At 65.9% G+C, this 26,103-nt stretch carries 28 protein-coding genes and 1 pseudogene; 13 read left to right on the plus strand and 16 right to left on the minus strand.

All coding sequences use genetic code 11. The annotated features are described in order from the left end of the window. Nucleotides 1–114: 114 nt before the first annotated feature. Nucleotides 115–801, minus strand: coding sequence for an envelope biogenesis lipoprotein LpqN (lpqN, locus tag ADBZ9K_RS05730; RefSeq protein ID WP_526619069.1), 687 nt, complete (start codon nt 799–801; stop codon nt 115–117). Between the two features lie 220 nt (nt 802–1,021). On the opposite strand from lpqN, the gene ADBZ9K_RS05735 reads away from it, so the two are divergent. Next, nucleotides 1,022–2,818, plus strand: a complete 1,797-nt coding sequence (locus tag ADBZ9K_RS05735) for an amidohydrolase (protein ID WP_526619071.1) — start codon at nt 1,022–1,024, stop codon at nt 2,816–2,818. 29 nt (nt 2,819–2,847) lie between these two features. On the opposite strand, the gene ADBZ9K_RS05740 is transcribed toward ADBZ9K_RS05735, so the two are convergent. From ADBZ9K_RS05740 to dop, 5 genes are all read right to left on the minus strand, one after another. Continuing rightward, complete coding sequence (locus ADBZ9K_RS05740) at nt 2,848–3,720, minus strand: chymotrypsin family serine protease (RefSeq protein WP_526619072.1); 873 nt, start codon at nt 3,718–3,720, stop codon at nt 2,848–2,850. A 29-nt stretch (nt 3,721–3,749) separates the two neighbouring features. Next, nucleotides 3,750–4,511: a proteasome subunit alpha gene (gene prcA, locus ADBZ9K_RS05745; RefSeq protein ID WP_526619073.1), complete on the minus strand. Its 762-nt coding sequence runs from the start codon at nt 4,509–4,511 to the stop codon at nt 3,750–3,752. Continuing rightward, entirely contained in the window at nt 4,512–5,390 is an 879-nt protein-coding gene (gene prcB, locus ADBZ9K_RS05750; RefSeq protein ID WP_526619075.1) for a proteasome subunit beta, read from the minus strand. Then, nucleotides 5,387–5,581 carry a ubiquitin-like protein Pup gene (locus tag ADBZ9K_RS05755; RefSeq protein ID WP_099247286.1) on the minus strand — a complete coding sequence of 65 codons (195 nt, stop codon included), beginning with the start codon at nt 5,579–5,581 and terminating at the stop codon, nt 5,387–5,389. The genes prcB and ADBZ9K_RS05755 overlap by 4 nt, the downstream gene beginning before the upstream one ends. Nucleotides 5,582–5,686: 105 nt before the next feature. Further along, entirely contained in the window at nt 5,687–7,195 is a 1,509-nt protein-coding gene (gene dop, locus ADBZ9K_RS05760) for a pup deamidase/depupylase (RefSeq protein ID WP_526619076.1), read from the minus strand. 105 nt (nt 7,196–7,300) lie between these two features. On the opposite strand from dop, the gene ADBZ9K_RS05765 reads away from it, so the two are divergent. The 4 genes from ADBZ9K_RS05765 to ADBZ9K_RS05780 all read left to right on the plus strand — a co-directional run bounded on the left by ADBZ9K_RS05765 (nt 7,301) and on the right by ADBZ9K_RS05780 (nt 10,599). After that, nucleotides 7,301–8,443 carry a hypothetical protein gene (locus ADBZ9K_RS05765; protein WP_526619077.1) on the plus strand — a complete coding sequence of 381 codons (1,143 nt, stop codon included), beginning with the start codon at nt 7,301–7,303 and terminating at the stop codon, nt 8,441–8,443. Nucleotide 8,444: 1 nt separating this feature from the next. After that, nucleotides 8,445–9,608 carry a hypothetical protein gene (locus ADBZ9K_RS05770; RefSeq protein ID WP_526619078.1) on the plus strand — a complete coding sequence of 388 codons (1,164 nt, stop codon included), beginning with the start codon at nt 8,445–8,447 and terminating at the stop codon, nt 9,606–9,608. Continuing rightward, complete coding sequence (locus ADBZ9K_RS05775) at nt 9,592–10,200, plus strand: hypothetical protein (RefSeq protein WP_526619079.1); 609 nt, start codon at nt 9,592–9,594, stop codon at nt 10,198–10,200. Before ADBZ9K_RS05770 ends, ADBZ9K_RS05775 begins: the two co-directional genes overlap by 17 nt. A 117-nt stretch (nt 10,201–10,317) precedes the next feature. Continuing rightward, a complete protein-coding gene (locus ADBZ9K_RS05780; RefSeq protein ID WP_526619080.1) occupies nt 10,318–10,599 on the plus strand; it encodes a hypothetical protein in 282 nt (93 codons plus the stop codon). A 35-nt stretch (nt 10,600–10,634) separates the two neighbouring features. On the opposite strand, the gene arc is transcribed toward ADBZ9K_RS05780, so the two are convergent. After that, the gene (gene arc / locus ADBZ9K_RS05785; RefSeq protein ID WP_526619081.1) at nt 10,635–12,437 is read right to left on the minus strand and encodes a proteasome ATPase; all 1,803 of its coding nucleotides are present in this window, start codon (nt 12,435–12,437) and stop codon (nt 10,635–10,637) included. A 146-nt stretch (nt 12,438–12,583) separates the two neighbouring features. Between arc and ADBZ9K_RS05790 the strand changes: the two genes are divergently transcribed. The 3 genes from ADBZ9K_RS05790 to ADBZ9K_RS05800 are packed head-to-tail and all read left to right on the plus strand — an operon-like array spanning nt 12,584 to nt 13,966. Continuing rightward, complete coding sequence (locus ADBZ9K_RS05790) at nt 12,584–13,078, plus strand: MTB12 family secreted protein (protein ID WP_526619082.1); 495 nt, start codon at nt 12,584–12,586, stop codon at nt 13,076–13,078. An 11-nt stretch (nt 13,079–13,089) separates the two neighbouring features. Next, on the plus strand, nt 13,090–13,668 hold the full coding sequence (lppK, locus tag ADBZ9K_RS05795) for a lipoprotein LppK (protein WP_526619083.1): 579 nt from the start codon (nt 13,090–13,092) through the stop codon (nt 13,666–13,668). A gap of 1 nt (nt 13,669) precedes the next feature. Beyond that, the gene (locus ADBZ9K_RS05800; RefSeq protein WP_526619084.1) at nt 13,670–13,966 is read left to right on the plus strand and encodes a DUF503 domain-containing protein; all 297 of its coding nucleotides are present in this window, start codon (nt 13,670–13,672) and stop codon (nt 13,964–13,966) included. Here the strand turns inward: ADBZ9K_RS05800 and trmI are convergent, their stop codons facing one another. Further along, nucleotides 13,967–14,830: a tRNA (adenine(58)-N(1))-methyltransferase TrmI gene (gene trmI, locus ADBZ9K_RS05805; RefSeq protein ID WP_526620761.1), complete on the minus strand. Its 864-nt coding sequence runs from the start codon at nt 14,828–14,830 to the stop codon at nt 13,967–13,969. It abuts the gene before it with no gap. Between the two features lie 96 nt (nt 14,831–14,926). Between trmI and ADBZ9K_RS05810 the strand changes: the two genes are divergently transcribed. From ADBZ9K_RS05810 to ADBZ9K_RS05830, 5 genes are read left to right on the plus strand one after another with little or no spacing between them, the layout of a single operon-like run. Next, on the plus strand, nt 14,927–15,787 hold the full coding sequence (locus ADBZ9K_RS05810; protein ID WP_526619086.1) for a RecB family exonuclease: 861 nt from the start codon (nt 14,927–14,929) through the stop codon (nt 15,785–15,787). Further along, nucleotides 15,784–16,554 carry an acyl-CoA thioesterase domain-containing protein gene (locus ADBZ9K_RS05815; protein ID WP_526619087.1) on the plus strand — a complete coding sequence of 257 codons (771 nt, stop codon included), beginning with the start codon at nt 15,784–15,786 and terminating at the stop codon, nt 16,552–16,554. The genes ADBZ9K_RS05810 and ADBZ9K_RS05815 overlap by 4 nt, the downstream gene beginning before the upstream one ends. 42 nt (nt 16,555–16,596) lie before the next feature. After that, entirely contained in the window at nt 16,597–16,914 is a 318-nt protein-coding gene (locus ADBZ9K_RS05820) for an ArsR/SmtB family transcription factor (RefSeq protein WP_526619088.1), read from the plus strand. Further along, on the plus strand, nt 16,911–17,417 hold the full coding sequence (locus ADBZ9K_RS05825; protein ID WP_526619089.1) for an SRPBCC family protein: 507 nt from the start codon (nt 16,911–16,913) through the stop codon (nt 17,415–17,417). Before ADBZ9K_RS05820 ends, ADBZ9K_RS05825 begins: the two co-directional genes overlap by 4 nt. Beyond that, the gene (locus ADBZ9K_RS05830) at nt 17,414–18,022 is read left to right on the plus strand and encodes a flavodoxin family protein (protein ID WP_526619090.1); all 609 of its coding nucleotides are present in this window, start codon (nt 17,414–17,416) and stop codon (nt 18,020–18,022) included. Before ADBZ9K_RS05825 ends, ADBZ9K_RS05830 begins: the two co-directional genes overlap by 4 nt. On the opposite strand, the pseudogene ADBZ9K_RS05835 reads toward ADBZ9K_RS05830, so the two are convergent. The 8 genes and pseudogenes from ADBZ9K_RS05835 to ADBZ9K_RS05870 form a co-directional block, all read right to left on the minus strand. Then, nucleotides 18,015–18,221 (minus strand): annotated as a pseudogene (locus tag ADBZ9K_RS05835) (pyruvate/2-oxoglutarate dehydrogenase complex dihydrolipoamide dehydrogenase); the annotation flags it as partial. The gene ADBZ9K_RS05830 and the pseudogene ADBZ9K_RS05835 overlap by 8 nt on opposite strands. Before the next feature lie 112 nt (nt 18,222–18,333). Next, complete coding sequence (locus ADBZ9K_RS05840) at nt 18,334–19,617, minus strand: lipase family protein (protein ID WP_526620763.1); 1,284 nt, start codon at nt 19,615–19,617, stop codon at nt 18,334–18,336. A 554-nt stretch (nt 19,618–20,171) separates the two neighbouring features. Next, on the minus strand, nt 20,172–20,954 hold the full coding sequence (locus ADBZ9K_RS05845; protein WP_526619091.1) for an IclR family transcriptional regulator: 783 nt from the start codon (nt 20,952–20,954) through the stop codon (nt 20,172–20,174). A 53-nt stretch (nt 20,955–21,007) separates the two neighbouring features. Then, on the minus strand, nt 21,008–22,162 hold the full coding sequence (locus ADBZ9K_RS05850; RefSeq protein ID WP_526619092.1) for an acyl-CoA dehydrogenase family protein: 1,155 nt from the start codon (nt 22,160–22,162) through the stop codon (nt 21,008–21,010). Nucleotides 22,163–22,282: 120 nt separating this feature from the next. Next, a complete protein-coding gene (locus tag ADBZ9K_RS05855; protein ID WP_526619094.1) occupies nt 22,283–23,083 on the minus strand; it encodes a fumarylacetoacetate hydrolase family protein in 801 nt (266 codons plus the stop codon). Between the two features lie 132 nt (nt 23,084–23,215). Then, nucleotides 23,216–24,865 carry an FAD-dependent oxidoreductase gene (locus tag ADBZ9K_RS05860; RefSeq protein WP_526619095.1) on the minus strand — a complete coding sequence of 550 codons (1,650 nt, stop codon included), beginning with the start codon at nt 24,863–24,865 and terminating at the stop codon, nt 23,216–23,218. Then, nucleotides 24,865–25,410 carry a VOC family protein gene (locus ADBZ9K_RS05865; RefSeq protein WP_526619096.1) on the minus strand — a complete coding sequence of 182 codons (546 nt, stop codon included), beginning with the start codon at nt 25,408–25,410 and terminating at the stop codon, nt 24,865–24,867. Before ADBZ9K_RS05865 ends, ADBZ9K_RS05860 begins: the two co-directional genes overlap by 1 nt. Nucleotides 25,411–25,505: 95 nt before the next feature. Then, nucleotides 25,506–26,084 (minus strand): TetR/AcrR family transcriptional regulator, encoded by a 579-nt coding sequence (locus ADBZ9K_RS05870; protein ID WP_526619097.1) that lies wholly within the window; start codon nt 26,082–26,084, stop codon nt 25,506–25,508. Nucleotides 26,085–26,103: the final 19 nt, after the last annotated feature.

Raw genomic sequence — 26,103 nt, forward strand, 5'->3', positions numbered from 1 at the left:
GACGACGCGATCGGTGCGCTGAGCACCGGAGCGGACAGCAGCACCAGACCGCTGCAGATCGCTGCGGCAAGCAGATTGGATGACCTCGGTCGGATTCTCATGTCGCTGCTTCTCCTACGGGGTGATCTTGGTCTGCTCATCGATGATCTTGGCTGCGTCGATCACCACGTTCTCCTCCCCTTGCGGGGCATCAGCATTGAGCTGCAACACGAAGAGGGCGTCCTTGCCGGGGATGACCACAGTCTTCTGCGCGACAACTCGGTCTTTACCGTTGTAGGTGTAGGTGCCGGCCGACTGGATGGCGTCGAAGCCACTGAGCGTGCTCTTGTCGGGATCGCCCAGTGGCTTGAAGTCCGGCAGGTTCTCCAGCTGGCCCGGGGCGTACTCGAGGATCTTCGCCGGGTCGACGTTGCCCACCAATTTCGAGGCGATCGCGATGATGGTCGGCGGATCGGCGGGATCGGTTGGCTTGTCGTAAACGATTGCGCCATAGGCCCACTCCGGCGTCTGGTCACCGGCGGAACTCCATCCCGGCGGGAACGGGAAGTCGAAGTTGGGCGTGCCGGGATCATCCGGCTTGATCGGCGTCTCAGCGATTTTGTTCTCGTTGATGTAATCGTTGATCGTCGTGTTCGGGCCGGCAGGAAGAGCCGGTCTCGCCGAGGTCGTGGCGGTAGACGACGTGGACGACGATGCCGAACTTGTCACAGTCGGTGCCGTCTTCGTCGAAGCACTACAGCCGGCGAGGGCCACCGAGATGACCGTCAAGCCAACCGTAGTGACGATCGGGATCTTCTTCATCGGCCGTGAACCTTCCCCTCCACTTGAGTCGACGAAGAGCATAGCCGCAAACTATCGAGCACGTCAGTTAAGTGGCGACTTCGGCGCCGGTCACCGGCACGTTACGTTCCGGTCGGGCGGAGTTTATTTTCGCTCGGCGGTCCTCCCGGCGCTGTTCACGCGTGTTAGCGTCCGGGCGGGCGGCGCACGAAGGAAGGCGCTCTCGGGTTCGGAGGACACCGTGTGCACTGCTTGTGAATGGGCGCCGCACTTCAGCGCCCTGGAATCGGGCAAAGTTCTGAACCGACGGACGGCGCTGCGAGCCGCCGCCGTCTCGGCTATCGCGGCGACCGCCGCGGCCTGCGCGAAGCAGCCGGCCGCTGTCGCAAACAACAACGCGGACTTCGTATTTCGCAACGGGCGCATCTATACCGTGTCACCCGCACAGCCGTGGGCACAGGCGGTGGCGGTAACGGGCAACAGGATCGCCTATGTCGGCGACGAAGTCGGTGCCATGGCACTGGCCGGCCCGAACACCAAGGTCGTCGACCTCGGTGGGAAGCTGGCGATGCCCGGCTTCGTGGAGGGACATATCCACCCTTTCCTGGGTGCGTTCCTCAGCAGTGGTGTCGACCTGCAGGTGTCCACCGGCCAGGAGGCACTGGCGGCGATCGCCGCCTACGCGCGCGAGAACCCCAACGGCCCGGTACGTGGGTTCGGTTGGCGGGTAGACATGTTCGGCCCGAACGGTCCCGGCCGAACCGAGCTCGACCGGATACTGCCCGATCGGCCCGCATTCTTCTTCGCCATCGACGGCCACAGTCTGTGGACCAACTCCACGGCGCTGGAGATGGCGGGCATCAATCGCAACACCCCAGACCCGGTGCCCGGCTTCAGTTACTACGCCCGCGATAGCCATGGCGACGCCACCGGCTACGTCCTCGAGGTCGACGCGCTGCTGAACGTGGTCAACGCCGTCGAACCGATATCAGCGCAATCCATGCTGACGCTGCTGGAATCGTGGCTACCCAAGGCATCGGCGGCCGGTATCACCACGGTCTTCGACGCCGGCGTGCCCCCCATCGGAGATGACCAGGAAACCCTGATCGGCCTCTATGCCGACCTGGACGAGCGCGGCGCCCTGCCCTTCCGGGTGGTCGCCTCCTACAGCGTGAAATCTCCGCCTGTCGACGACGCGGTGGCCAAGCTGACCGATATCCGTAGCCGAATCTCGACCGATCTGGTCAACGTCGGCGTCGTGAAGATCATCGGCGATGGGACGCAGGAGGGGTACACCGCCTGGCTCATCGACCCCTACACGGACAAGCCGGATTCGATCGGCGCGTCACCGTTCACCGAGGAGCAATGGCACCAACTGGTCCGCGACGTGGACGCCGCCGGATTCGACGTCCACATCCACGCGTGCGGTGAGCGCACAGCCCGGACCGGTCTCGATTCCATCGAGGCGGCGATCGCCGCGAATCCTGCGCGCGACCGCCGACACACCATCGCCCACCTGGTCTATGTTGAGGACCCCGATAGCACGCGGTTCGCCAAGCTCGGTGTGATCGGTCAGTTTTCAGCCAACTGGTTCTCCGGAGACCCGAGCACCTTGCAGAGCCTGGCCGACCGGTACGGCCGGCCACGGCAGGAGCTGCTGTATCGCCCGCAGGAGATCCTCAGATCCGGCGGTCGCATCTCGCTGGGCACCGACTGGCCCGCCTCGGCCTACCTGTCCACCTACAAACCGCTCGATGCCATCCAAGTCGGCGTGACCCGTCAGCTCACCGGCACACCGGACGCCCCGATTCTGGCGCCCGCGGATCAGCGACTCAGTGTCGCCGAGGCGGTGCATGCCAACACGATGGGCGCCGCCTACCAGCTCCGTCTCGACGACCAGGTGGGCTCGCTGGAAGTGGGCAAACGAGCCGATCTGATCGTGTTGGACACCAACATCTTCGAGGTCGACCCGCACGACATTCATCGGTCCACCGTCACCATGACCATGATGAACGGGCTGGTTCGGCACCAGAGTTGAGGTACCGCCGGTATCGCGCTGACACGCGGCTACCTCGGCAGATCCCGGGTGGTGTACGGGTGACCGCCGAAGACCTCGATTGCCGCGTAGGTCGGTTCGAACTGTCCGACACCGTCGCCGGAGTTGGCGCTCTTGTACGTGCCGACGATGGTGATGGTGCCGTCCGGGTTGTAGGTGTAGGCCGCGGCGCCGGAATCGCCGTGGTCACCGGGATACCCGTCAGGGGTGTGCACGGATACCACGCAGGAGCTGGATCCGTTGTCGGGTACGCAGTGTGAGGTCGCGCCGACCTCGACGACCTGGCCGCACACTTCGTGCATCGTCGCCGTGAGCTCGTTCTGGCCGCTGTGACAGACCCGCTGCCCCACCGTGATCTCACCGGCATCGGCATAGTCGGTGGCAGTCAGCCGGGTGCCGTCGGACAGTTCCACGACGGGTGAAATGTTGTCATCGACCGGGCCGATCAGTGCGACGTCGACGTTTCCGGTCGTCTTGAGCACCGGGACCTGCGGGTGGGGTGGCACCGGAAAGTTGGCGGTGGCCTGGAAGTCCACGTGGTCGCTGTCGACCACGTCCGGGCTGCTGGTGTCGCGCACCAGGTGATCGACCGTGATATGTCCGACTACGGAGCCCGAGTCGTCGACCCAGCCGTAGCCCACGGTGCCCAGTCCCCCGGCACCCTCTGCAGCGAAACCGCCACTGACATAAGCATTTTCGTCGATCTGCGGGATCTCCGAGGGGTCATCGTCGGCCGGCGACGCGGTGTCGGGGGTGTCGCGGGCATCCGCTGTCACCGGTGACGGCGTCCGCGATTCGGCAGCCGGCGAGCCGGTACCGCTGGAACAGCCGCTCAACACGACCACCGCTATCACCGCGACCCAGAATCGCCCAGGCACCGTCATCGCTTCCACACTGCCTGCGACGCGCGGTGCTAACCCGCGTTGTCGCCGTCGGCCGGCGCAGCTTCCGCTTTGGGCAGCAGCGCATCCAGGGCCGCGCCGGTAATGCGCCGGAACGCACGCCGAGGCCGGCCGGCATCCAGGATCGCGACCTCGAGTGTGGCCGGGGCCAACACCCGCGGCTCGGCCGCCGGGGTGGCACTGCCGGCCGCACTGGTGATGCCGGCGCGCAATGCCTCGACGGCGATCCGCACGGCATCGCCGAGTTCGGCGTTCTCGGAGTAGGACTCCTTCAACGCGGTGATGATCGGCTCGGTGGTGCCACCCATGACGACGAAATGCGGCTCGTCGGCGATCGACCCGTCGTAGGTGATGCGGTACAGCTCAGGGGGTTTAGTCTCACCGAAGTTGGCCACCTCGGCCACGCACAACTCCACCTCGTAGGGCTTGGCCTGTTCGGTGAAGATGGTCCCGAGGGTCTGCGCGTAGACGTTGGCCAGCTGGCGCCCGGTCACGTCGCGGCGGTCGTAGGCGTAGCCGCGGGTGTCGGCGAACTGGATGCCTCCGCGCCGAAGATTGTCGAACTCGTTGAATCGGCCGACGGCGGCGAAACCGACCCGGTCGTAGAGCTCGCTGATCTTCTGTAAGGACCGCGACGGGTTCTCCGCGACGAACAGCACGCCGGAGTCGTAGGCGAGCACGACCACGCTGCGGCCGCGGGCAATGCCCTTGCGTGCGAGCTCGGAACGCTCACGCATCGCCTGTTCAGGCGAGATGAAATAGGGGAAGCTCACTTAGTCCACCCGAGGTGCTTCGTTGCTCGGACCCGGGCCGGGGCCGAATGTGTTGGTCGCCGAACGCTTCTCGATCACTTCACGGGCCAGCCGGGAGATCCGGTCCACGGCCACCTCGACCGCACCGTCGGCCTCGATGGTGACCGCCGTCGGGAAGATCCCGCGCACCAGGTCGGGGCCGCCGGTGGCCGAATCGTCGTCGGCGGCGTCATAGAGTGCCTCGACGGCCACCTTCAGCGCCGAATCCGCATCGGTGACAGCGGAATACAGCTTCTTGATCGACGATTTGGCGAAGATCGAGCCGGAGCCCACCGAGTGGTAGCCCTCGTCTTCGATGTTCCAGCCGCCGGCGGCGTCGAACGACACGATGCGCCCCGCCGCTTGCGGATTGGCCTCGTCGAGGTCGTAACCGACCAACAATGGCAGTGCCACGAAGCCCTGTAGCGCGGCGCCGAGGTTGCCCCGCACCATCGTCGAGAGCCGGTTGACCTTGCCGCGGAACGTCAGCGGGACGCCTTCGACCTTCTCGTAGTGCTCCAGCTCGACGGCATAGAGCCGGGCGAACTCGACGGCGATCGCCGCTGTTCCGGCGATGCCGGTGGCGGTGTAGTCGTCGGTGATGTAGACCTTCTGCACGTCGCGCCCGGCGATCATGTTGCCCTGCGTCGAGCGGCGGTCCCCAGCGATCAGCACCCCGCCCGGGTATTTCAGGGCGACGATCGTGGTGCCGTGCGGCAGCGCGTCACCGGGCAGCCCGACACCGTCGCCGGCACCCATCGGCAGCAGTTGCGGAGCAGCCCGCCGCAGGAACTCCGAAAACGACGAAAGATCAGTCAGGGGTGAATTAGTGGCCAGGCGATCAGAGAAGGGCCAGGTCACTGTCCGCCCTTTTGGACGTATGCCCGGACGAAGTCCTCGGCGTTCTCCTCGAGGACGTCATCGATCTCATCCAGCAGATCGTCGGTCTCCTCAGCGAGCTTGTCGCGACGCTCCTGGCCGCCGGCAGCGTTGCCGCTGAGGTCGTCGTCCTCGCCGCCACCGCCGCCACGCTTGGTCTGCTCTTGAGCCATCGCTGCCTCCTGCTCGTCATCGGCAACTGTGTCGCGCCATCTGGCCCGGGTCGCCGGTTCCTCCACACTACCGGTCGCGACCGGCATTGCTCCCTCTAACGAACGTCAGGTCGTCAGTTGTTCCACCAGTTCCGCTGCGCTGTCGACGGAATCGAGCAACGCCCCGACGTGGGCCTTGCTGCCACGCAGCGGCTCCAGCGTCGGGATCCGCACCAGCGAATCACCGCCGAGATCGAAGATGACCGAATCCCAGCTCGCCGCGGCGATGTCGGCGCCGAATCGGCGCAGGCATTCCCCGCGGAAATAGGCCCTGGTGTCGGTCGGCGGGCTGTCGACGGCGTCGAGCACCTGCTGCTCGGTGACCAGGCGTTTCATCGACCCCCGGGCCACCAGCCGGTTATAGAGGCCTTTGTCGAGCCGCACATCGGAGTACTGCAGATCGACCAGGTGCAGCCGCGGGGCCGACCAGCTGAGGTTCTCCCGCTGCCGGAAGCCCTCGAGCAGCCGCAGTTTGGCGGGCCAGTCGAGCAGCTCGGCGCACTCCATCGGGTCGCGTTCCAGCAGGTCGAGCACGTGGGCCCAGGTTTCCACGACGGCCGACGCCTTGGGGTCGGGATCGCGGGCGTCGACCAGCTTGGCCACCCGGTCGAGGTAGATGCGCTGCAGGGCCAGCGCGGTGAGCTCACGGCCGTCGGCCAGCGCCACGGTGGCCCGCAGCGACGGATCCCGGCTGATCACGTGCACCGCGTGCACGGGCCGGGCCAACGCCAGGTCGGACAGGTCAAGGCCGTGCTGATGGCCTTCCTCGATCAGGTCGAGCACCAGCGACGTGGTACCCAGCTTGAGATATGTGGAGGTCTCGGCGAGGTTGGCGTCGCCGATGATGACGTGCAGCCGGCGGTATTTGTCGGCGTCGGCGTGCGGCTCGTCCCGGGTGTTGATGATCCCGCGCTTGAGGGTGGTCTCCAGCCCGACCTCGACCTCGATGTAGTCGGCGCGCTGGGACAGCTGGAACCCGGGCTCGTCACCGGACGGCCCGATGCCGACTCGACCCGAACCCGTCACCACCTGCCGGGACACCATGAAGGGCGTCAGGCCGGCGATCACCGCAGAGAACGGCGTCTGCCGGCTCATCAGGTAGTTCTCGTGCGACCCGTAGGACGCGCCCTTGCCGTCGACGTTGTTCTTGTAGAGCTGCAGCTTGGCCGCACCGGGGACGCTGGCCACGTGCCGGGCGGCGGCTTCCATCACCCGTTCGCCCGCCTTGTCCCAGATCACCGCATCCAACGGATCGGTGACCTCCGGCGCGGAGTACTCCGGGTGGGCGTGGTCGACGTAGAGCCGCGCCCCGTTGGTCAGGATCATGTTGGCGGCACCGACCTCGTCGGCGTCGACCACCGGCGGTGGCCCCGAGGCGCGACTCAGGTCGAACCCGCGGGCATCGCGCAGCGGCGACTCCACCTCGTAGTCCCAGCGGGTGCGCTTGGCACGCTGGATGCCGGCCGCCGCGGCGTACGCCAGCACCGCCTGCGTGGAGGTCAGGATCGGATTGGCGGTCGGGTCGGACGGCGAGGAGATGCCGTACTCGACCTCAGTCCCGATAATCCGTTGCATGCCGGCAAGCCTAGCGGGGCCAGTTACGCGCCTCACCGGTGGACTACAGGACTTCCCGCTAGGGTGACCTCACCCAAAAGCCTCCACATCGGAGCCACAATCACGATGACAGCACCGGACCGCTTCGCCGCCGAGCGTTGGTTTCTCGTCCGAGGCCTGCCTGCCGTGGTGCGGCGCGGCGCCTTGGTCCGCGGAGTGTGGACCCGCTCCGCGCCGGCGTTGGCCGGTGCCGCGCTGGTCGCCGCCAACTCGATCCTGGTGGTGGCGTTGTCGGGCAAACACACCATCGACATCAACGGCCGCCCGACCGTCTCCGAAGGGTTCGTCCTCGCGCTGTTGACGTTGGTGCTGCCACTGGCGGGCGCCGTCGGGTGGCTCGTCTCCCGGATCGACAGCGGGCGCGGACGCAGAGTGGCCGCCAACGCCTCGTTGGTCGTGATCGCCCTGGGTGCGATCTTCGGGGGGCCCAGTCAGCGGCAGCTGATCAACGTCGCCCTGACGGTGATCGGCCTCGTCGCCATCCTGGTGGCCACGGCGACGGGCGTCGGCTCCATCCTGGGTTGGGCCGCCCGCGACACACTGTCGAATTTGGCCCTGGTCAGCGGGATGTTCGTGCGCGCATTGCCGGTCGTGCTCCTGACCTTCCTGGTGTTCTTCAACACCTATGTGTGGCTGATGGCGACCATGATCAGCCGCACCCGGCTGTGGGTGGCGGTCGGCTTCCTGTTCCTCATCGCCGCGGCGTTCCTGGTCTCGCACACCCTGGAGCGGGTCCGTCCGGTCCTGGCCTCCCCCGAGCCGGAGCCCGAGGACCAGGACCGCTTGGCCGACACTCCGTTCGCGGACATCGCCGACAAACCCGGCATCGACCCGCTCTCCCGGGCCGAACGCGCCAATGTGGTGTTCGTGATCACCGCATCGCAGGTCGGTCAGGTGCTCGCCGTTGCACTCGCGACCGGGCTGATCTTCGGCGTGCTCGGCCTCATCGTCGTCAGCCCGGAAGTGCTGGACGCCTGGACCCGCGGCAGCGGCCGCAGCGACGGCACCTTCCTCGACATGACGCTGCCCATTCCGGACCCGCTGATCCAGACCACCATGATGCTCACCGCCATCACGTTCATGTATCTGTCGGCTAAGACGGTGACCGACAAGGAGTACCGCGCGCAGTTCATCGATCCGCTCCTGGACGAGTTGCGCCTCACCCTGGTCGCACGCCGCCGGTACCGCTCGTCGCTGCCGGCACGCTGAGATGACTGCGACCGATTCCCGGGCCATCCACGAATGGTTCCTGGGACGCGGCTTGCCGCTGGTGCTGACCCGGCGGGTCCGCTCGCGGGCGTTGATCGAGCGCTCCGCCCCGGTGGTCAGCGCGATCGGCGCGCTCATCGCGCTGACGACGCTGGTGGCCGACATCAGCGAGGGGGGCGCCGAGCCCGGCACCGTGGTCCGGCTCGGCGTCATGGCCGTCGTGCTGGCGGCCGCGCCGTTCGTGTTGTACCTGCTGCACCGGGCCGGGACCACCCGCAGCGAGGCGGGCCGCCGAGGTGCCGCGCTGTCGGTGATGGCGTTGTTCGTGATCGGCTTCCCGCTGGCCGACCGGGGCTGGACGGGCCTGACAGCGGCCGAGGTCGCCGGGTTCGGTGTGATTGCTGTCCTGGCGGTCTGGCTGACCTACCTGGGCATCGGATCCATCGTGTTGTGGGCGTTCCGCTTCGCCTGGGTGCAGTTCGGCGCCCTCGGGACGCTGATGAGCCGCGCGTTGCCGCTGCTGATGCTGACGGTGGTGGTGTATTTCACCGGCGAGCTGTGGCAGTTGTCGGCGCGGATGAGTCGCGAAAGACTCTGGCACACCATCGGATTCCTGTCACTGGTGGCCATCGCGTTCATGGTCGTCACCATTCGCGACGAGGTGGCGGCGCTGCGCGAGGACCGGTCCGGCCAGGGCGACACCGCCGACCTGCTGGCCGGCACCCCGCTGGCGGGATGCGCCGAACCGGCCCGGACTCCGCTGTCGTTCGCCGAACAGATCAACGTGGTCGCGGTGATGGTGGTCTCCCAGGCCATCCAGGTGGTGTTCTTCACCACCGGACTGTTCATCTTCTTCGTCGCGCTGGGCGTGATCGCGATTCCCGACGACGTCACCGTGTTGTGGTCGGCCGAGACGCACTGTCCGGTGGGTGAACCACCCTGTGCGGGAACGTGGTTCGGCATCCATGTGCCGGTTCCCCAGACCGTGGTGCACACGTCTCTGTTCGTGGCCGTACTCTCGGGGCTGTATTTCACCGTCAGCACCAGCGTCGACCCGCTCTACCGGCAGCGGTTCTTCGACCCGTTGATCGCCGACGTGGCGGTGAGCCTGGCCGGCCGCGACGCCTATCTGGAGATGGAGGAAACCCATGACAGAACCGAATGACATCTTTGGGAAGCGATACGGCGAGGTGCTGCTGGTCACCGCCGGTGACGACGGGCCGGAAGCCACCGTCTACAACACCTTTCCGCTCAACGACTGCCCGGCCGAACTGTGGGAGAAACTCGACGCCGACGCGCTGGCCAAGGAGAACGGCGCGGTCGCGGCCCTGCTCAACGGGCCCCGCTACTGGCTGATGAGCAGCATCGAGAAGGCACCGGATCAGCACGAGATCAAGACATTCGGCGGTATCGACATGATGCGCCAGGCCACCGTGAAGCTGTCGTCGATGAATCCCGCGCCCTATTCACCCAACCCGGTCGACCGCAAGACGGTGTTCCACTTCGACGCCGGGCGGCCGGTCTTCGAACTCGTCGACGCACAGGGGCAGCGCTGGGTCATGCAGACCTGGAGCCAGATCGTCGACCCGAATCTGGGCCTGGACGACCTGGCGGGACTCGGGCCGCGGTTGACCCTGCCGGAAGGCTGGCGCTACGAAACCCGGATCCTGACCGAGCGGTTGAGCGTCGACACCACGACCCGCGACGCCCACGTCACCCAGGACAACTTCACCAACAGCTACTCGCTACAGGTCTGATCCGCACGCTCGGCGTCCGCCCAGCACAACGGCAGAACCGCCCGTACACTTTCGTTCGCTGCCCGCATCGGTAGCAAATTCTCATATCGATGTCACTCGCTAGAACGGGACGTGCCCATGAAGCCAATGAAGAAGACGGTGTTCATCACAGCGGCCGTCGCACTCGGACTGGCCAACGCAGCCGGCATCGCCAACGCCACCGACATCATCTTGGTGGATCCCGACAACGGCATTCCCTGGAGTTGGGCTACCCAGGCTCAATGCGAAGCGGACGGGCCCGGACTGCGGCTGGCCGACTTCCACGAGGACGCGGTCTACAAGTGGTGGTTCTGCGGGCAAGCCGACGACGGCCTGTGGTACCTGCACAACACCGACAACCCGGTCCAGCCGAGCTCCTGAGCCAGGGGGCCGGGCCTGCGGGCCCGGCCCTGTGACTACAGGTACTGACCGAGGTTCGACTCGGTGTCGATGGCCCGGCTGGCGCTGGAGCTCTTGCCGGTGACCAGCGTGCGGATGTAGACGATCCGCTCACCCTTCTTGCCCGAGATCCGTGCCCAGTCATCGGGGTTGGTGGTGTTCGGCAGATCCTCGTTCTCGGCGAACTCGTCGACAATCGAGTCCAGCAGGTGCTGGATCCGAAGACCCCGCTGCCCGGTTTCCAGAACCGACTTGATCGCGTACTTCTTGGCGCGGTCCACGACGTTCTGGATCATCGCCCCGGAGTTGAAGTCCTTGAAGTACATGACTTCCTTGTCACCGTTGGCGTAGGTGACCTCCAGGAATCGGTTGTCGTCGATCTCGGCGTACATCCGGTCGACGACCTTCTCGATCATCGCCCTGATGCACTGCCCGCGATCGCCATCGAACTCGGCCAGATCGTCGGCGTTGACCGGCAGGTTCTCGGTGAGGTACTTGCTGAAGATGTCCTGTGCCGCTTCGGCATCCGGCCGCTCGATCTTGATCTTGACGTCCAAGCGGCCCGGCCGCAGGATCGCCGGGTCGATCATGTCCTCGCGGTTGGAGGCACCGATGACGATGACGTTCTCCAGCCCCTCCACGCCGTCGATCTCGCTGAGCAGCTGGGGCACGACCGTCGTCTCGACATCGGAACTCACACCGGTGCCGCGGGTGCGGAAGATCGAGTCCATCTCGTCGAAGAACACGATCACCGGAGTGCCCTCCGACGCCTTCTCCCGGGCCCGCTGGAAGATCAACCGGATGTGCCGTTCGGTCTCGCCGACGAACTTGTTCAGCAGCTCGGGACCCTTGATGTTGAGGAAGTAGGACTTCGCCTCGCGGGCGTCCTCGCCACGCACCTCGGCCATCTTCTTGGCCAGCGAGTTGGCCACCGCCTTGGCGATGAGCGTCTTACCGCAGCCGGGAGGGCCGTAGAGCAGCACACCCTTGGGTGGGCGCAGCGAGTACTCGCGGTAGAGCTCCTTGTGCAGGAACGGCAGCTCGACGGCGTCGCGGATCTGCTCGATCTGGCGGGTCAGACCACCGATGTCGCTGTAGGCGACATCGGGGACCTCTTCCAGGACAAGATCTTCGACCTCGGCCTTCGGGATGCGCTCGAAGGCGTAACCGGCCTTGGTGTCGACCAGCAGCGAATCGCCGGGACGCAGCTTGCGCGGCCGCAGGTCGTCGTCGAGTTCGTCGGCCACTTCTTCGGGCAGGTCCTCGAACGCCACCAGCGGCTCGGCCAGCCACACGATGCGCTCCTCGTCGGCGTGCCCGACGACCAGCGCGCGATGACCGTCGGCGAGGATCTCGCGCAGCGTGCTGATCTCGCCCACCGACTCGTAGGTGCCCGCCTCGACAACCGTGAGGGCTTCGTTGAGCCGAACGGTCTGGCCCTTCTTCAACGCCTTGACGTCGATGTTGGGCGAGCAGGTCAGCCGCATCTTGCGGCCGGAGGTGAACACGTCGACCGTGTCGTCGTCGTGGGCGCCGAGCAGGACGCCGTAGCCGCTCGGCGGCTGACCCAGGCGATCCACCTCTTCACGCAACGCAAGGAGCTGCTGGCGCGCCTCCTTGAGGGTGTCCATCAGCTTGGCGTTGCGCGCCGCCAGCGAGTCGATCCGCGCCTCGAGCTGATGTACATCACGAGCACTGCGGGCGTTGCCTTGTCCCGCTGCGTTCTCGAGCTGCTCACGCAGGACCGACGCCTCGCGGCGCAGCTGCTCCAGTTCGGCAGCATCCTCGCTGGACAGTTGTGGCTCTTGTGCCTCACTCATGTTGCGCTCCTCTCCCACACCCGAGAGTTGGTGCGGTGGATACCTCAACGCTACCGGCCCAATCAGAATCATGTGCGTTCAGGGAATTCGACACACTGGCAACACTGTTAACCTCTTACTGAGTCGGGCCGAACGAAAGGACAGCCGTGACCCTGAAACTGCTAGCCACGGGCGTTGCCGCCGCCGCGATCGTCGGGGGCGTTGCCGCCGGTGTGACCTCGGTTGCATTCAGCTCCCCGGCCGCCTCGCCGGCCGTACAACCCGTCGTCTTCGGCGTGCCCATGCCGCAGACGCCGGCACCCGAGCTCCAGGCCCAGCTGGTTGACACCCTGAACGGCATCCAGGGCGGCGGGTCCTTCTCCGGCTCCAAGGCCTCCTACATCCAGTTCGGTCTGGGCCGCATCGAGGGCATCGCCGCTGACCGTGCATTCAACAACGCATCGGCCAAGGGCCTGCTCCCACTGAGCTTCAACGTCGCCGACATCGACCAGGAAGGCCCGACTGCGACGGCGAACGTCACCGCGACGGCGCCCAACGGTCAGGCCGCGACCCAGAGCATCCAATTCGTCGAGGGCCCCAGCCCCAGCGGCTGGCAGCTGACCAAGCAGTCGGCGCTAATGCTGATGCAGGGAGCCGGCTGAGTCTCCGCTGGATGCGTCACACCCTGTCCGCAGTTCTGAGCGCCGCCACTATTGTGGCGGCGCTCGGGCTGTCGGGGTGTTCTGACCACAGCGAGTCGAAGTCCGCGCCGAGTCCAATCGAACAGTCCGCGGCGGGGGCCCTGGGGCAGCCGCCGGTCGACGCCGCGCAGTTGCCGGCCCCCGAGGCGCTGACCGATGTGCTCTACCGGCTGGCCGACCCGGCGGTGCGGGGCACAGACAAACTGACGCTCGTCGAAGCCACCACCCCCGACGACGCGGCGACCATCGACACGTTCGCCGCCGCCCTGCGCGACGGCGGCTTCACCCCGCTGACGTTCACCGCCGACGAGATCCGGTGGTCGGATCGGCGTGCGGGCGATGCGCTGGCCACGGTCAACGTCACCACGTCGAATGCGGCCAACCCCGGCGGCTTCACGTTCCCGATGGAGTTTCATCCCGTCGGCGGCGGCTGGCAGCTGTCCCGGGAGACCGCCGACATGCTGCTGGCGTTCGGCAACGCCCGGGGGGCCAGCGCGGCGAGCCCGAGCCCGGCCGGCCAACCGCCGCCAAGCCCGTCCCCGCCCCCGTGACATGTGGATCGGGTGGCTGGAGTTCGACGTCCTGCTCGGTGACGTCCACTCGTTGAAGGAGAAGCGGGCCGTGGTCCGCCCGATCGTCGCCGAGCTGCGGCGGCGGTTCGCCGTGTCGGCGGCCGAAACCGGATCCGCCGACCTGCACCGGCGGGCCGGCATCGGGATGGCCGTCGTGGCTGGGGACCGCGCCCATGTGGTGGAGGTTCTCGACGCCGCCGAGCGGCTGGTCGCCGCACGCCCGGAGATCGAGCTGCTGTCGGCGCGGCGAAGCCTGCGCCGCAGCGACGACGACTGACTACGGCGCAAGCCGCTTGCGGCGCAGCGGTGTCGGGGTGAGAGTCCCGGGCGCCAACCGCCGCGCCGAGATCAGGAACGCGGTGTGGCCCCGCATGTTGTGCTGGGGGCGCACCGCCAGTCCGACGACGTTCCAGCCGCGTTGCAGCGTCTCCCATGCCCTCGGTTCGGTCCAGCACTGCTGTTCGCGCAGCGCCTCCACCGTTTTGGACAGCTGGGTCACCGTGGCCACGTAGACCATCAGCACCCCGCCCGGCACCAGCAGCCGCGACACGGTGTCGAGCACATCCCACGGGGCGAGCATGTCCAGCACGGCGCGGTCCACAGAGGCCTCGTCGAGCTCGGAGTCGACCAGGTCGCCGATGATCAGCTGCCAGTTCTCCGGTGACCGGCCGAAGAACGTGGCCACGTTGCGCTGGGCGTGCACCGCATGGTCGTCGCGGACCTCGTAGGAGATCACCTGCCCCGTAGGACCGACCGCACGCAGCAGCGAGCAGGTCAGCGCTCCCGAGCCCGCCCCGGCCTCCAGCACCCGGGCGCCAGGAAAGATGTCGCCCTCGTGCACGATCTGCGCGGCGTCCTTGGGGTAGATGACCTGGGCTCCGCGCGGCATCGACAGGACGTAGTCGATCAGCAGCGGCCGCAGCACCAGGAACGCGTCGCCGCTGGTCGACTTGACCACGCTGCCTTCCGGCTGGCCGATGACCGCGTCGTGCTCGATCGCGCCGCGGTGGGTGTGGAACTCGCCGCCCGGGGTCAGGATCATCGTGTAGTGACGGCCCTTGGCGTCGGTGAGCTGGACGCGATCCCCGATGACGAAGGGACCGGTCGGACGGGTGGGATCGTCCTCTTCGCTGGCGCTCATCGGACGGGTGTCGGTCACAGCCGTTCAGCCTGCCATAGCGGGACTCGCCGCTGCTCGTGCCGTCCGGTTGTCGGCGCCGGGCCCTAGGGTTGGTGGATGACTTCTGGCAGCACCGATGGCGGGCCAGCGCAACGTCCGCGCCCCGCGCTGTCGCCGTCGCGGGCCGCCGATTTCAAGCAGTGCCCGCTGTTGTATCGCTTCCGGGCCATCGATCGATTGCCCGAACCACCGTCGACGGCCCAGCTGCGCGGCTCGGTGGTGCATGCCGCCCTCGAGCAGCTCTACGGCCTGCCGGCCGCCGATCGCGGGCCGCTGACCGCGCTGTCGCTGGTCGACCCGGCCGCCGAGCGGGTGCTGGCCGACCATCCCGACCTTGCCGCGGACCTGACCAACGATCAGCGCACCCAACTCGTCACCGAAGCACGCGCGCTGCTGAGCGGCTACTACCGGCTGGAGGATCCCACCCGGTTCGACCCGCAGAGCTGCGAGCAGCGCATCGAGGTCGAACTGGCCGACGGGACCCTGCTGCGCGGCTACGTCGACCGCATCGACGTGGCTGGCTCCGGTGAGCTGCGGGTCGTCGACTACAAGACCGGCAAGGCGCCGCCGGCGGCCCGGGCGCTGGCGGAGTTCAAGGCACTGTTCCAGATGAAGTTCTACGCGGTCGCACTGTTGCGGTCGCGCGACGTGCTGGCCACCCGACTGCGGTTGATCTACCTCGCCGACGGGCAGCTGCTGGACTACGCGCCCGATCTCGACGAGCTGCTGCGTTTCGAGAAGACCCTGATGGCGATCTGGCGGGCGATCCAATCCGCTGGCGCCACGGGCGATTTCCGGCCCAACCCGTCGCGGCTGTGCAACTGGTGCAGCCACCAGGCGTTGTGCCCGGCCTACGGTGGCACGCCGCCGCCCTACCCGGGCTGGCCGGAGTCCCTGCACAGCGAGCCGGCCGCATGACCGAGTGCTACTACCGCCGGGTGGGCAGCGACGGCGACGCCGTGGTGTTCGCCTCCACCGACCACACCCGCAGCAACTGGACACCGGAAATCCAGCACGGCTCCCCGCCGCTGGCGCTGCTGACCAAGGCCATCGAGGAGCGGTTGGCGCCCGGTATGCGAATCGGACGCCTGACGCTCGACATCCTCGGCGCGATCCCGGTGAGCGAGTTGCGGGTTCGGGTCCGGGTGGACCGACCGGGCAGTCGCATCTCGATGCTGTCGGCGGAGATGTCGGCCGACCGTCCGGTCGCCCGCGTCACGGCGTGGGCGCTGGCCACCTCCGACACCCGGGACGCTGTGACCGACCGCTTTCCGCCGCTGGTGGAGGGCCCCACGGCTCCCCTGGCCCTGCAGTGGAAGGACGCCGGCGGCTACATCGACTCGGTGCAGTGGCGACCGCAGTACGACGACGGGGCCAGCGCCGTCTACTGGCTGACCCCGCTGGTCGGCCTGGTCGACGACGAGCCGACGACCGCGCTGCAACGGCTGACCATGGTGGTCGATTCCGCCAATGGTGTTGGCGCAGCGATAGATCCGGAGCAGTTCGTATTCATGAACACCGACACCGCCGTGCATCTACATCGGCTGCCGACCGGAGCGGATTTCGGATTGCGCGCCCGCGGTTCGATCGGGCCGGACGGGATCGGCGTCACCACCGCCGAACTGTTCGACCGGGACGGATTCATCGGGACCTCGGCCCAGACCCTGTTGGTGCAGCGCCGCTAATATTTGCTTGCGTCTATATAGAAGCGCTGCAATACTAGCGCCATGGACGTCTTCGAGGCGATCGCCGAACCCAGCCGGCGGGTGCTACTGGACACGCTGGCCACCGGCGACCGGACCGCCGGCGAACTGGTCGCCGCCCTACCAGAGCTGACCCAGCCGTCGGTGTCGCGGCACCTGCGCATCCTGCGGGAGGTCGGGCTGGTCGAAGTCCGCCCCGACGCCCAGCGCCGGATCTACGCGCTGCGCGCCGACGGACTCGTCGCCGTCGACGGCTGGATCAACCGCTACCGGCAGTTGTGGACCGACCACCTCGACGCACTCGAACGCCACCTGCACATCAATGCCCAGGAGGACTTATGACCAGCCGCGAGGGCCGGCTCAGCATCGAAAACGACCGCGCTGTACTGACTTTCGAGCGACGGTTGCCCCACCCCGTCGAACGGGTGTGGGCGGCCATCACCGATCCCGCCGAACGCGCACACTGGATGGGCCAGACCACGATCGACGGCCGCGAGGGCGGAACCATCGAGATGGTGCCATCCGCACCCCCGATCGCGGCCGAGCTGAAGACAATGACCGGCCGAATCCTGGTCTGGGACCCGCCACACGTCTTCGAACACGAATGGAATCAGCGCATCGTCGAACCGGGGGTGGTGCGCTACGAACTGCGCCGCGACGGCGACGGCACCCTGCTGCGGTTCACCCATCGCGGGCTCGGGGTGCCCAACGCCAACGGCTTCCGGCCCGGCACCCATGCCTACCTCGACCGCCTGGAGGCCCACCTGTCCGGTGCGGCGTTGCCGGACTGGCAGCAGCGCTACCGCGAGGTCGCCGAGACGGTGTACGCCCGGACGCGGCCATGACCACACCGAGCGTCGTGGTCGCCTACCACTCTGGCTTCGGCCACACCGCAACGCTGGCCGGTGCCGTTGCCGACGGCGCCCGGGCCGGGGGCGCCGCGGTGCGCACCATCTCCGTCGACGGCCTCACCGATGACGACTGGGCCGCCCTCGACGGCGCCGACGCGATCATCTTCGGCTGCCCGACCTACATGGGCAACGTGTCGGCCGGCTTCCAGGCCTTCGCCGAGCGCACCGGCCGTCGCTGCATGGACGGGACATGGCGCGACAAGGTCGGCGCCGGCTTCACCAACTCCGGGGCCAAGGCCGGCGACAAGCTGCAGACCCTCAGCGCGCTGGCCGTGTTCGCCGCCCAGCACCACATGCACTGGGTCAACCTCGGGCTGACGGCGGGCTGGAATGCCAGCGGTGCAAGCGAATTCGACCTCAACCGGCTCGGATTCTGGCTGGGTGCAGGAGCTGCCACCGACGTCGACGCGGAATCGGCTGGGCTGCACGATGCCGACCTGCGCACCGCTGCGCACCTCGGCCGTCGGGTCGCCACCGTGACCCGCCAGCTCATGGCCGGCCGGATTGCGCTGCAGGGCGCTACTGCAGCGGGGTCATGATGTCCAGGATCGAGTGGATGACCTCGTCATCGCCGACGCCGAGGATAGGCGCACCCAGGATTTCTTCGGCGTCGGCGTCGATCTGCACGATGCCGTGTTTCTCAGACCTCACTGCCCGGCCGATCCTGGTCATCGGCGGATCGACGTAGACCCGATACGACGGCACCCGGTCGCTGACGCGGCGCCGGTTGCCCTCTAACCACGCCCGTCCCGCGGTAAGCCTGCCACTCGGAACCGACACGCGCCCCCTAGCGCCGCGAGTTCGGCGAAGCGTTCCTGGCTCGCGGTGGGTGCGCGGACGGTCGTCCCGTCTACTCGCCAGGTAGCTCCAAGGCAGGCAGTCGATCACAGTTGGGAGTGGTGGGTAGGCCGTTGAAACGGTCAGTGATCCATTGCAATCCGCGTTCTCCGTCGACGAAGTAGGTGAGGAGGTGATTCACGGCCACCTTGTTCAGGAACGGCGGCTGCTGGTTGGTCCAGAATTCGACGTCCGCGCCCCTTGCGCACCAGTCTGCGGCGAGTTGTCGTGCACCCACCCAGGGGTTGAGCGGGTCGAATCTGTTGATGTCGATGTTCACCGGCGCCGCGGGTTTGAGTGAGCCCAATCGTTGCGCTCCCAGCATCGACCTGACAGGTTCGGCGGAGAACATCTGAGGTATTTCCTGGCTGAAATATGGCTGGAGATGCCGAAACTGGAATTTGAGGATCACTTCGTCGGCGCACTCGTATCGGGTCTTGTTCAGGAAGTCCAAACCCCGCGGGGTCAGAGCTTGCTTGAGGACGGGCTCGGCCTCGGGGAACGCAGCAACAAATGAGTTCAGGGCGTAGCCGATGGTGGCGACCATCGCCGATCCATCGGCGTAGTCCATGCTGAGCATGGGATCCGCCATCGGCGCCCCGATCCAAGCCCCGACGACGTTGAGGTCGGGGGCATAGCCAGGAGCCATCTCCACCGCCGCGCCGGCCGCGGTGCCGCCGGGACCATAACCCCAGAATGCGACGGGTCCGTCAGGCGCCAGGGATGTTCCGGGCAGGCGCTGGGCTGCGCGCGCGGAATCGAGGACGGCGTGCGCGGTGGGGATCCGGACGCCGGCGGTGGGGGGACCGTAAGTTCCAGTGCCTTGGTAGTCGGTGATGACGAGGGCGAATCCGCGGTCGAGCATCGTCGCGATGAAACCCGCTTCGAAGTAGAAGACGAAATCGAGGAATCCACCGTAGTGGAAGGTGCCTTCACTGAGGAGTCGGGAGATCGCACATTGATCACCTAGCCCTTGATAGAAGGGGGCGAAGGCGATAAGTGGCCGTGGGCCGCTTCCGACCCATGGACGTTTCGGTTCGATATAGGTTCCCGACACGGCCACCGGCTGGCCACGGCCGTCCGTGCTTCGGTACATGATCCGTGTCCCCGAACCGGCGTACTCGCCGTGGCCAGCGGGGTCGAGCGAGATGCGGGACGGCTCGCTTCGGATGATGTCGCCTGCGACCCCGTCAGGCAGCGGGCTGGGCGGGGTGTAGAACGGGCGGTAGGCGCATTCCGGCTGATACCCGATGTTCGGCGGGCAGTCGGGCTCTGCCCGCGCCGCCGGCGCCGACATGGCGGGAATGGCGCACCCGACTGCGACTAATGCCACTAGTACGCGTGCTAACGAGCAGAAGGCAGGGCAACGCGAAGTCCTCTTGGTAGGAGCTACAGCTTTCGCGCCTCTGTGTCGGCAGACGCCGTACCTTGCCATTCCTCGCGGATGCCGGTTGGTCGAATATGGCATGAGAGTTTCCTTGGGTTGTGAGCAACGTGATCGCCTGGAGCGAAGGCTCTTACACGTGTCGATAACTTGCCGCCAGGTCGTCGACCTCGGCGAGATCCAGTTACTTCCGCCGGTGTTAGGGATTCGGCGAGTACCTGACATCGGTGGTGCGTGCCTCAATCATGGGTCGATCGTGACTTAGGTCGCACAAATCCGAAACATGTTGTGCCGCAGGATGGCACACTGGTTTCCGGCTCGAGCGCCGCCTCGACGGATCCGTCAGGGGCGGAGTGTGCGGGGAATGCGACCGCACGCAGTGGGTCGGGCGACGACGTCGCCGTGACTAGTGCTGATCGGAAGTTGCAGTCACGCAGTCACCTCAGCGGGATCAGCACCGCGGGCCGTTAACCAAGGTTGGCGAGGCTGGCCTTGAGATGTCTGGATGCAACTCGCGAAATATGGATGAGAATATTGGCGGCCGCGGCTAGTGAGGTGCCGGTGGGCGCGCAGATCGATATCGATGCCAGAGGTGGTCCGTAGGAAGAGGTCGTGATGGCAGCAGCAACACAGCAGACCCTCGTGTCAGTGTCGCCGATATCGAATGCGACTGACTGTCTTCGTAACAGGTGCGCAGTGCCGACGGCCGGGAGCGGCGTCCCGCGGTAAGCAAGCAGCAACCTACCCCCCGCGGTGGTGTGCGCGGGCAACCGTAACCGCGGGTGGTTTGGTGTAGCCAGGGTGTGGTGTCCCCGGATGGTGGCAAGAAAGACGATGTCATCCCCATCGAGAACACCGAGTTGAACTGTCTGCCTGGCGTGTTCGAACGCCTCTACAAGATAAGGTGTGAGCTCTGCGATCAACGTGGTGTGCTCGTGTTCTATCGCGCCGTGGGCCAGCGCTTTGATTCCGCGGCCGATTCGGTAGCCGCGTCCGACGCGTTCTACCATGGCGGCCCGTTCGAGTATGTTGAGCTGTCGAAATGCCGTAGATTTGGTCAACCCCGACCGTCGCGCGAGTTCACTGACTCCAATCACGCCGTCAGGATGATGACTGAATGCCGACAACAACACACATGCCTTCTCGACAGCGGTTCGGCCTTCGGTCTCGATGGGTGCTGTGCCGGTAGCGGCGCGCACGCGACCGGAATGTGCTGGTGCATCAGTTGATGGCGGCGAGGGACCTGTCACGCTCTGTCTCCTCTCGGCTGAGCACGTGGTGTCCGGTGGCTACGGCTTTCCCGTCAGCGCAGTAGGGCACGCGACATCACGAGACGCTGAATCTGATTGGTTCCCTCGTAGATCTGGGTGATCTTGGCGTCGCGCATCATTCGCTCCACGGGGAAGTCACGGGTGTACCCGGCGCCGCCGAAAAGCTGGACCGCATCGGTGGTCACGGACATGGCCACATCCGAAGCGAAGCACTTTGCTGCTGCGGAGATGAATCCGAGGTTGCCTTCGCGGCGTTCGGCGCGTGCTGCCGCGGTGTAGACCATGAGGCGGGCGGCTTCGATCTTCATCGCCATATCGGCAATCATGAACTCCACGCCTTGAAATCGAGCAATTGGCTTGCCGAACTGCTTGCGCTCCTTGACGTAGGCGACAGCCTTGTCCAGTGCGCCCTGCGCGATGCCCACGGCCTGGGCACCGATGGTGGGGCGGGTGTGGTCAAGGGTTTGCAGTGCGGTCTTGAATCCAGTTCCGGGTGCGCCGATGATGCGATCGCCGGGGATCTCACACTGGTCGAAGTGCAGTTCGGCCGTTGGAGAGCCTTTGATGCCGAGCTTGCGCTCGTGGTTGCCGACCGAGAATCCCGGATCGTCTTTATGAACCATGAATGCCGAGATGCCGTTCGCGCCGCTGTCGGAATCTGTTACCGCCATGACGGTGTACCAGGTGGATCTGCCGGCATTGGTGATCCAAGCCTTTGCGCCGTTGAGTACCCATCCGTGAGCCGTTGGGCGGGCACGCGTCCGCATGGCCGCCGCGTCGGAGCCGGCCTCACGTTCCGAAAGGCCGTAGGACGCCATCTCGCCGCCTGCGATGGCAGGCAGCACGTGGTGCTTCAGTTCGTCGGAGCCGTTGAGTATCAACCCCATGGTGCCGAGTTTGTTCACCGCGGGAATGAGGGAGGCCGAGGCATCGACACGTGCCACTTCCTCGATGACGATGCAAGCCGCCACCGAATCCGCCCCCTGCCCACCGAACTCGTCGGGCACGTGGATCGCGTTGAAACCCCAGGTGTTCAGGGCACTGAGGGCCTCCTCCGGAAACCGTGAGTTTTCGTCGACGTCGGCGGCGAAAGGCTCGATGTCCTTTTCTGCCAAGGCGCGAATCGCCTCTCGCAGAGCTTCGTGCTCTTCGCGGAGTGCGAACAGGTCGAATGCGTGGATTGTCAAAGGTGTTGCGACTTTCTTCTAGCCGGCGTTGGCGTTGGCCGCTCCTGGGCGGATCAAGCAGGACACGCGCGGGCGGACAAGGAAGCATTGACGCTTGCCGGATGTGGGGATTTCGGTGAACTATGGCGCTAGGACGGTGTTTCGGATGGTTCCGATTCGGCCTACTTCGACCTCGACGACGTCGCCGGACTGGAGGAAGCGGCCGGAGAAGTAGCCGACGCCCCTGGGGGTTCCGGTGCAGATGACATCGCCAGGCTCCAAGGTGGTGAACGTGGAGAGATAGGAAACCAGCTTTGCGATCGAATGGACGCAGGTGCCGGTGCGGTCGTTCTGTCGCATCTCTCCGTTCACGCGCGTGATCAGACCCAGGTCGAGGTTTGTCGGCTCGAATTCATCCGCGGTGACCAGGCAGGGCCCCATAGGTTTGAAGCTGTCGAAACTTTTCGCGGTCCCGATCGACACGGTGAGGTCGCCGCTCATGGCTCGCCCTTGGATGTCGCGGGCGGACACGTCGTTGATGACCGTCAACCCGGCAACGCGGGACCACGCCTGCTCCGACGGGACGTCCTTGGCCACGTGTCCGATCACCACGGCGACTTCACCTTCGTAGTCGACCTTCCCGCCCGCGATCTTGGGCAATGTGATCGGTGCGTACGGCCCAACCACTGCCGAGCCCGCGACGATCTGGAAGTTCGGTTCCTCGGGGAGCTTGACGTCGCCGCGGGCTTCGCGAACTTCGTCTCCGTGACTGGGGTAGTTGTAGCCGATGATGAGGATCTTGCCGGGACGTGCGACCGGCGCGTAGATCTCGACCTCGTCTGGAGTCACGGTGGTTCTGACCGTTGCGGCTTCGATGGCCTGCAGGCCTGGACCTTTCAGTACTGCCCCGATATCGGGGTACGACAGATCGAGCACCGCCATCCGACCCGCTTCACGCTCCGTGGCGATACCCGCGCTGGTGGAATAGATACGCATACTTGTTCCCTTCCGTTGCTGCTGGCCGACGGCCGATTCCTGCGATGCCGGTACGCGGGCGGCATGTTGCCTTGCCGCTCAGCTGGTGAGCTGACGGGCGCCGAAGATCTTGTCCAGCGCCAGCGTCAGTTCGACCACCGGGCTGTCGGAGCGGGCTTCGGTACGCCAGCCGATGTGCCCGTCGGGACGGATCAGAATGGCACCGTGGTCACCGATGCCGAAGGGATCCTCACCGCCAGTGTCGATGTCGCGGCCCATCACCACTACTTCGTGGGGCACTCCGTTGGCCACGTGTTGGAACGACTCCGCCCACGCCACCCCATCAGGTCCGGTGATCAGAGTGAACCCGCTGGTGGTCAGATCGAGGGTGGAGATTTTCACCCCTGCCCGGGTGACCCATCGGTGCGCCGGACGCCCTCCCTCAACACCGTGGCTGTCCGGATAGATCGCCGCGGTGGGCGCGCAATCGTTCCCATAGATGTGGCCGATTTCCTGATCGATGGATCCGAAGTGATCACGTTGCCGCGGAATGGCTTCGGCCAGACGTGCCCGCTCTGCACGGGCGGTCTCTGGGTCGTCACTTTCGAGCAGCGCGGCGATGGATTCGGTGGTGGGACCCAACCCGCACTCGGCCATCTTGATCGCATTGTTGACGCTGAACTCGGCATTGCTCACAGCGACCGGCTTTCGTTCGCCTTCATAGGTCCCGAGCAGTGATTCCGGGGCCCATCCGGTGAGCACCGCGGCCAGCTTCCAGGCAAGGTTGTCAGCGTCAGCGATGCCGGTGTTCATGCCGAGTCCGCCGGTAGGGGGGAACTCATGTGCGGCGTCACCGGCCAGGAAGATGTTGCCACAGCGGTAGATGCGGGCGATGCGGGACGCCAGCCGCCACGTGCCGATCGACTGCACCTCAACGTCGATGTCGGCGACTCCGATCGCTTTGCGGACCAGATCGGCACAGCGCTCGAACGTGTAATCGGCGACGGTCTCGACCTCTGGGTCGTAGCCAAAGTTGAACGTCCACCGCCGTTTTCCATCCATGCCGATCAGCCCGCCAGGGGCAACTGTATTCAGCAACCAGACCAGCAGGGCCGGGTCGTCATCGGTCCAGCGCGAGAGATCCGCGTGGAAGTAGACGTTGATCTGGCGTCCGAACTCGGGGATACCGTCCATGTCGATAGCCAGCCGATCACGCAGCACGCCCGATGCGCCGTGGGCCAGAACGCCATACCGAGCGGTCACACTTTCGAACACACTGTTGCCGTTCCGGAGCTGGACGTGAACCAGATCGCCCTTGTCCTCGATATCGGTGACCTCGGTGCCGAATCGGACCTCGGCAATTCCTTGCTCGCACACGGCGTCGAGCAGGATCTGTTGGACTCGGTCTTGGGCGCATGAGGTCGTCACAGTCGGTGACACGAAGTCGGTGTGCTCTTGTGACTCCGCGGGAAGAACGATGCGGCCGAACTCTTCTCCGCTGAAAGTGTTCCGCCACACCACATTTTTCCACTCGGGACCAACGGCTTCGTCGCGGACCTTGTCGGCAAGTCCCCACTCACGCAGTATCTCCATCGTGCGCAACGTGAGCACGTGTGCTCGCGGATGGGGATTGACTCCGTCGAACTTCTCCAACACCAGGCTTGGCACTCCGTGCCGGCCCAGAACATAAGCGGTGGCCAACCCCACTGGCCCGGCACCGACGATGACGACGGGCGTATCGGTGGCCATCACGGGACCTCGTTGAGTGCAACCGGCTTGCCGGACTGCTTGACCAGATCGCTGATCGGCTCGCCGGCGCGCAGCCGCGCATGCAGTTCGTCGGGGTCGAACTCCACCCCGATGGGGTTGGCCGCGAAAGCGCCGGAGTCGAAGAACTCCTTGAGGGCTTCCTCGGTGTCGAAGTTGTCGATCTGCAACTCGATCTGGTTGTTGTCGGGATCGCGATAGTAGATCGAAGTGGTGGGTCCGTGGTTGATACACCAGTACGGTGCGATGTCGTCTTGCTTGAGTCGCTGGTAGCTGTCGAGCAGATCGCCGAGTTCTGCATAGGTGAAGGCGACGTGCTCAAGCCCGCAGTGCGTCGGCCCTGGGTGCTCGGTCGTGCCGGCATTGAGGAGCGCCACTCGATGGTGCTCGTCGTCGTAGGTGATGAACGCCAGCGCGTCGTTGGCGAATACGACGCGCCCGTCCAAGACGTGCACGTACCACTGCGTCATGCGCTCGATATCGCCGGTCCGTAGGACGACGTGGGCAAGTTTGACTGGGGAGACCACTGCGATCGCTTTCTCTTCGGTGCGCGCGGGTGAGCGTGCGCTCTCTTAACTATGAGTTAAGAGAATGCCATGAGAGGTGGCTCACAGTCAATGCGTCATTCGGACTGCCGTGAACGTGCGGCTGCAGCTGCGGCAAGGGGGTCGATCAGAAGGTCGATCATCTCTGCCATCGGCCGGTCGACCTCTCGAACGCTGATCAGCAGGCCTTCCAGCAGGACGTGTGCCGTATCGGTCAACAGGCCGACGTCTGCATCTGGAGCCCGGCGAGAGATAGCGGCGATGAGTCGCTGGTCAACCCAATCCATCACCTCGGCGTAGGTCCCACGCAACGACGCAGAGGACGTCATCCGCTCGTAGGCTTCCCGGAACAGCCCCTTATACGGATGCATCTCCTCGAGCACCCCGATCAGCTCTCCCCTCGGATCGTCTTGCGATTCGAGGTGCGACAACACCCGCGCCGTCGCCTCCTGAAATATCGCGACGAAGGCCGCCGCGAACAAGTCGTCCTTCGTGGGGAAGTACCAGTGAATCGCCGCCGAGGTGAGGTCGAGCGCTTTGGCGATTGACGTCACCGTAGTGCCGCGATAGCCCGTGTCCGAGAACTGCCGCCGGGCCTCGTCCACGATGAGCCTCCTGCGTTGGGCAAGGGGAACTTCCTGACGGTTCTTGGGCATGTGCCCAGCCTAGGACGGC

This window comes from Mycobacterium sp. (genome assembly GCF_965229265.1).
GTDB lineage: Bacteria > Actinomycetota > Actinomycetes > Mycobacteriales > Mycobacteriaceae > Mycobacterium.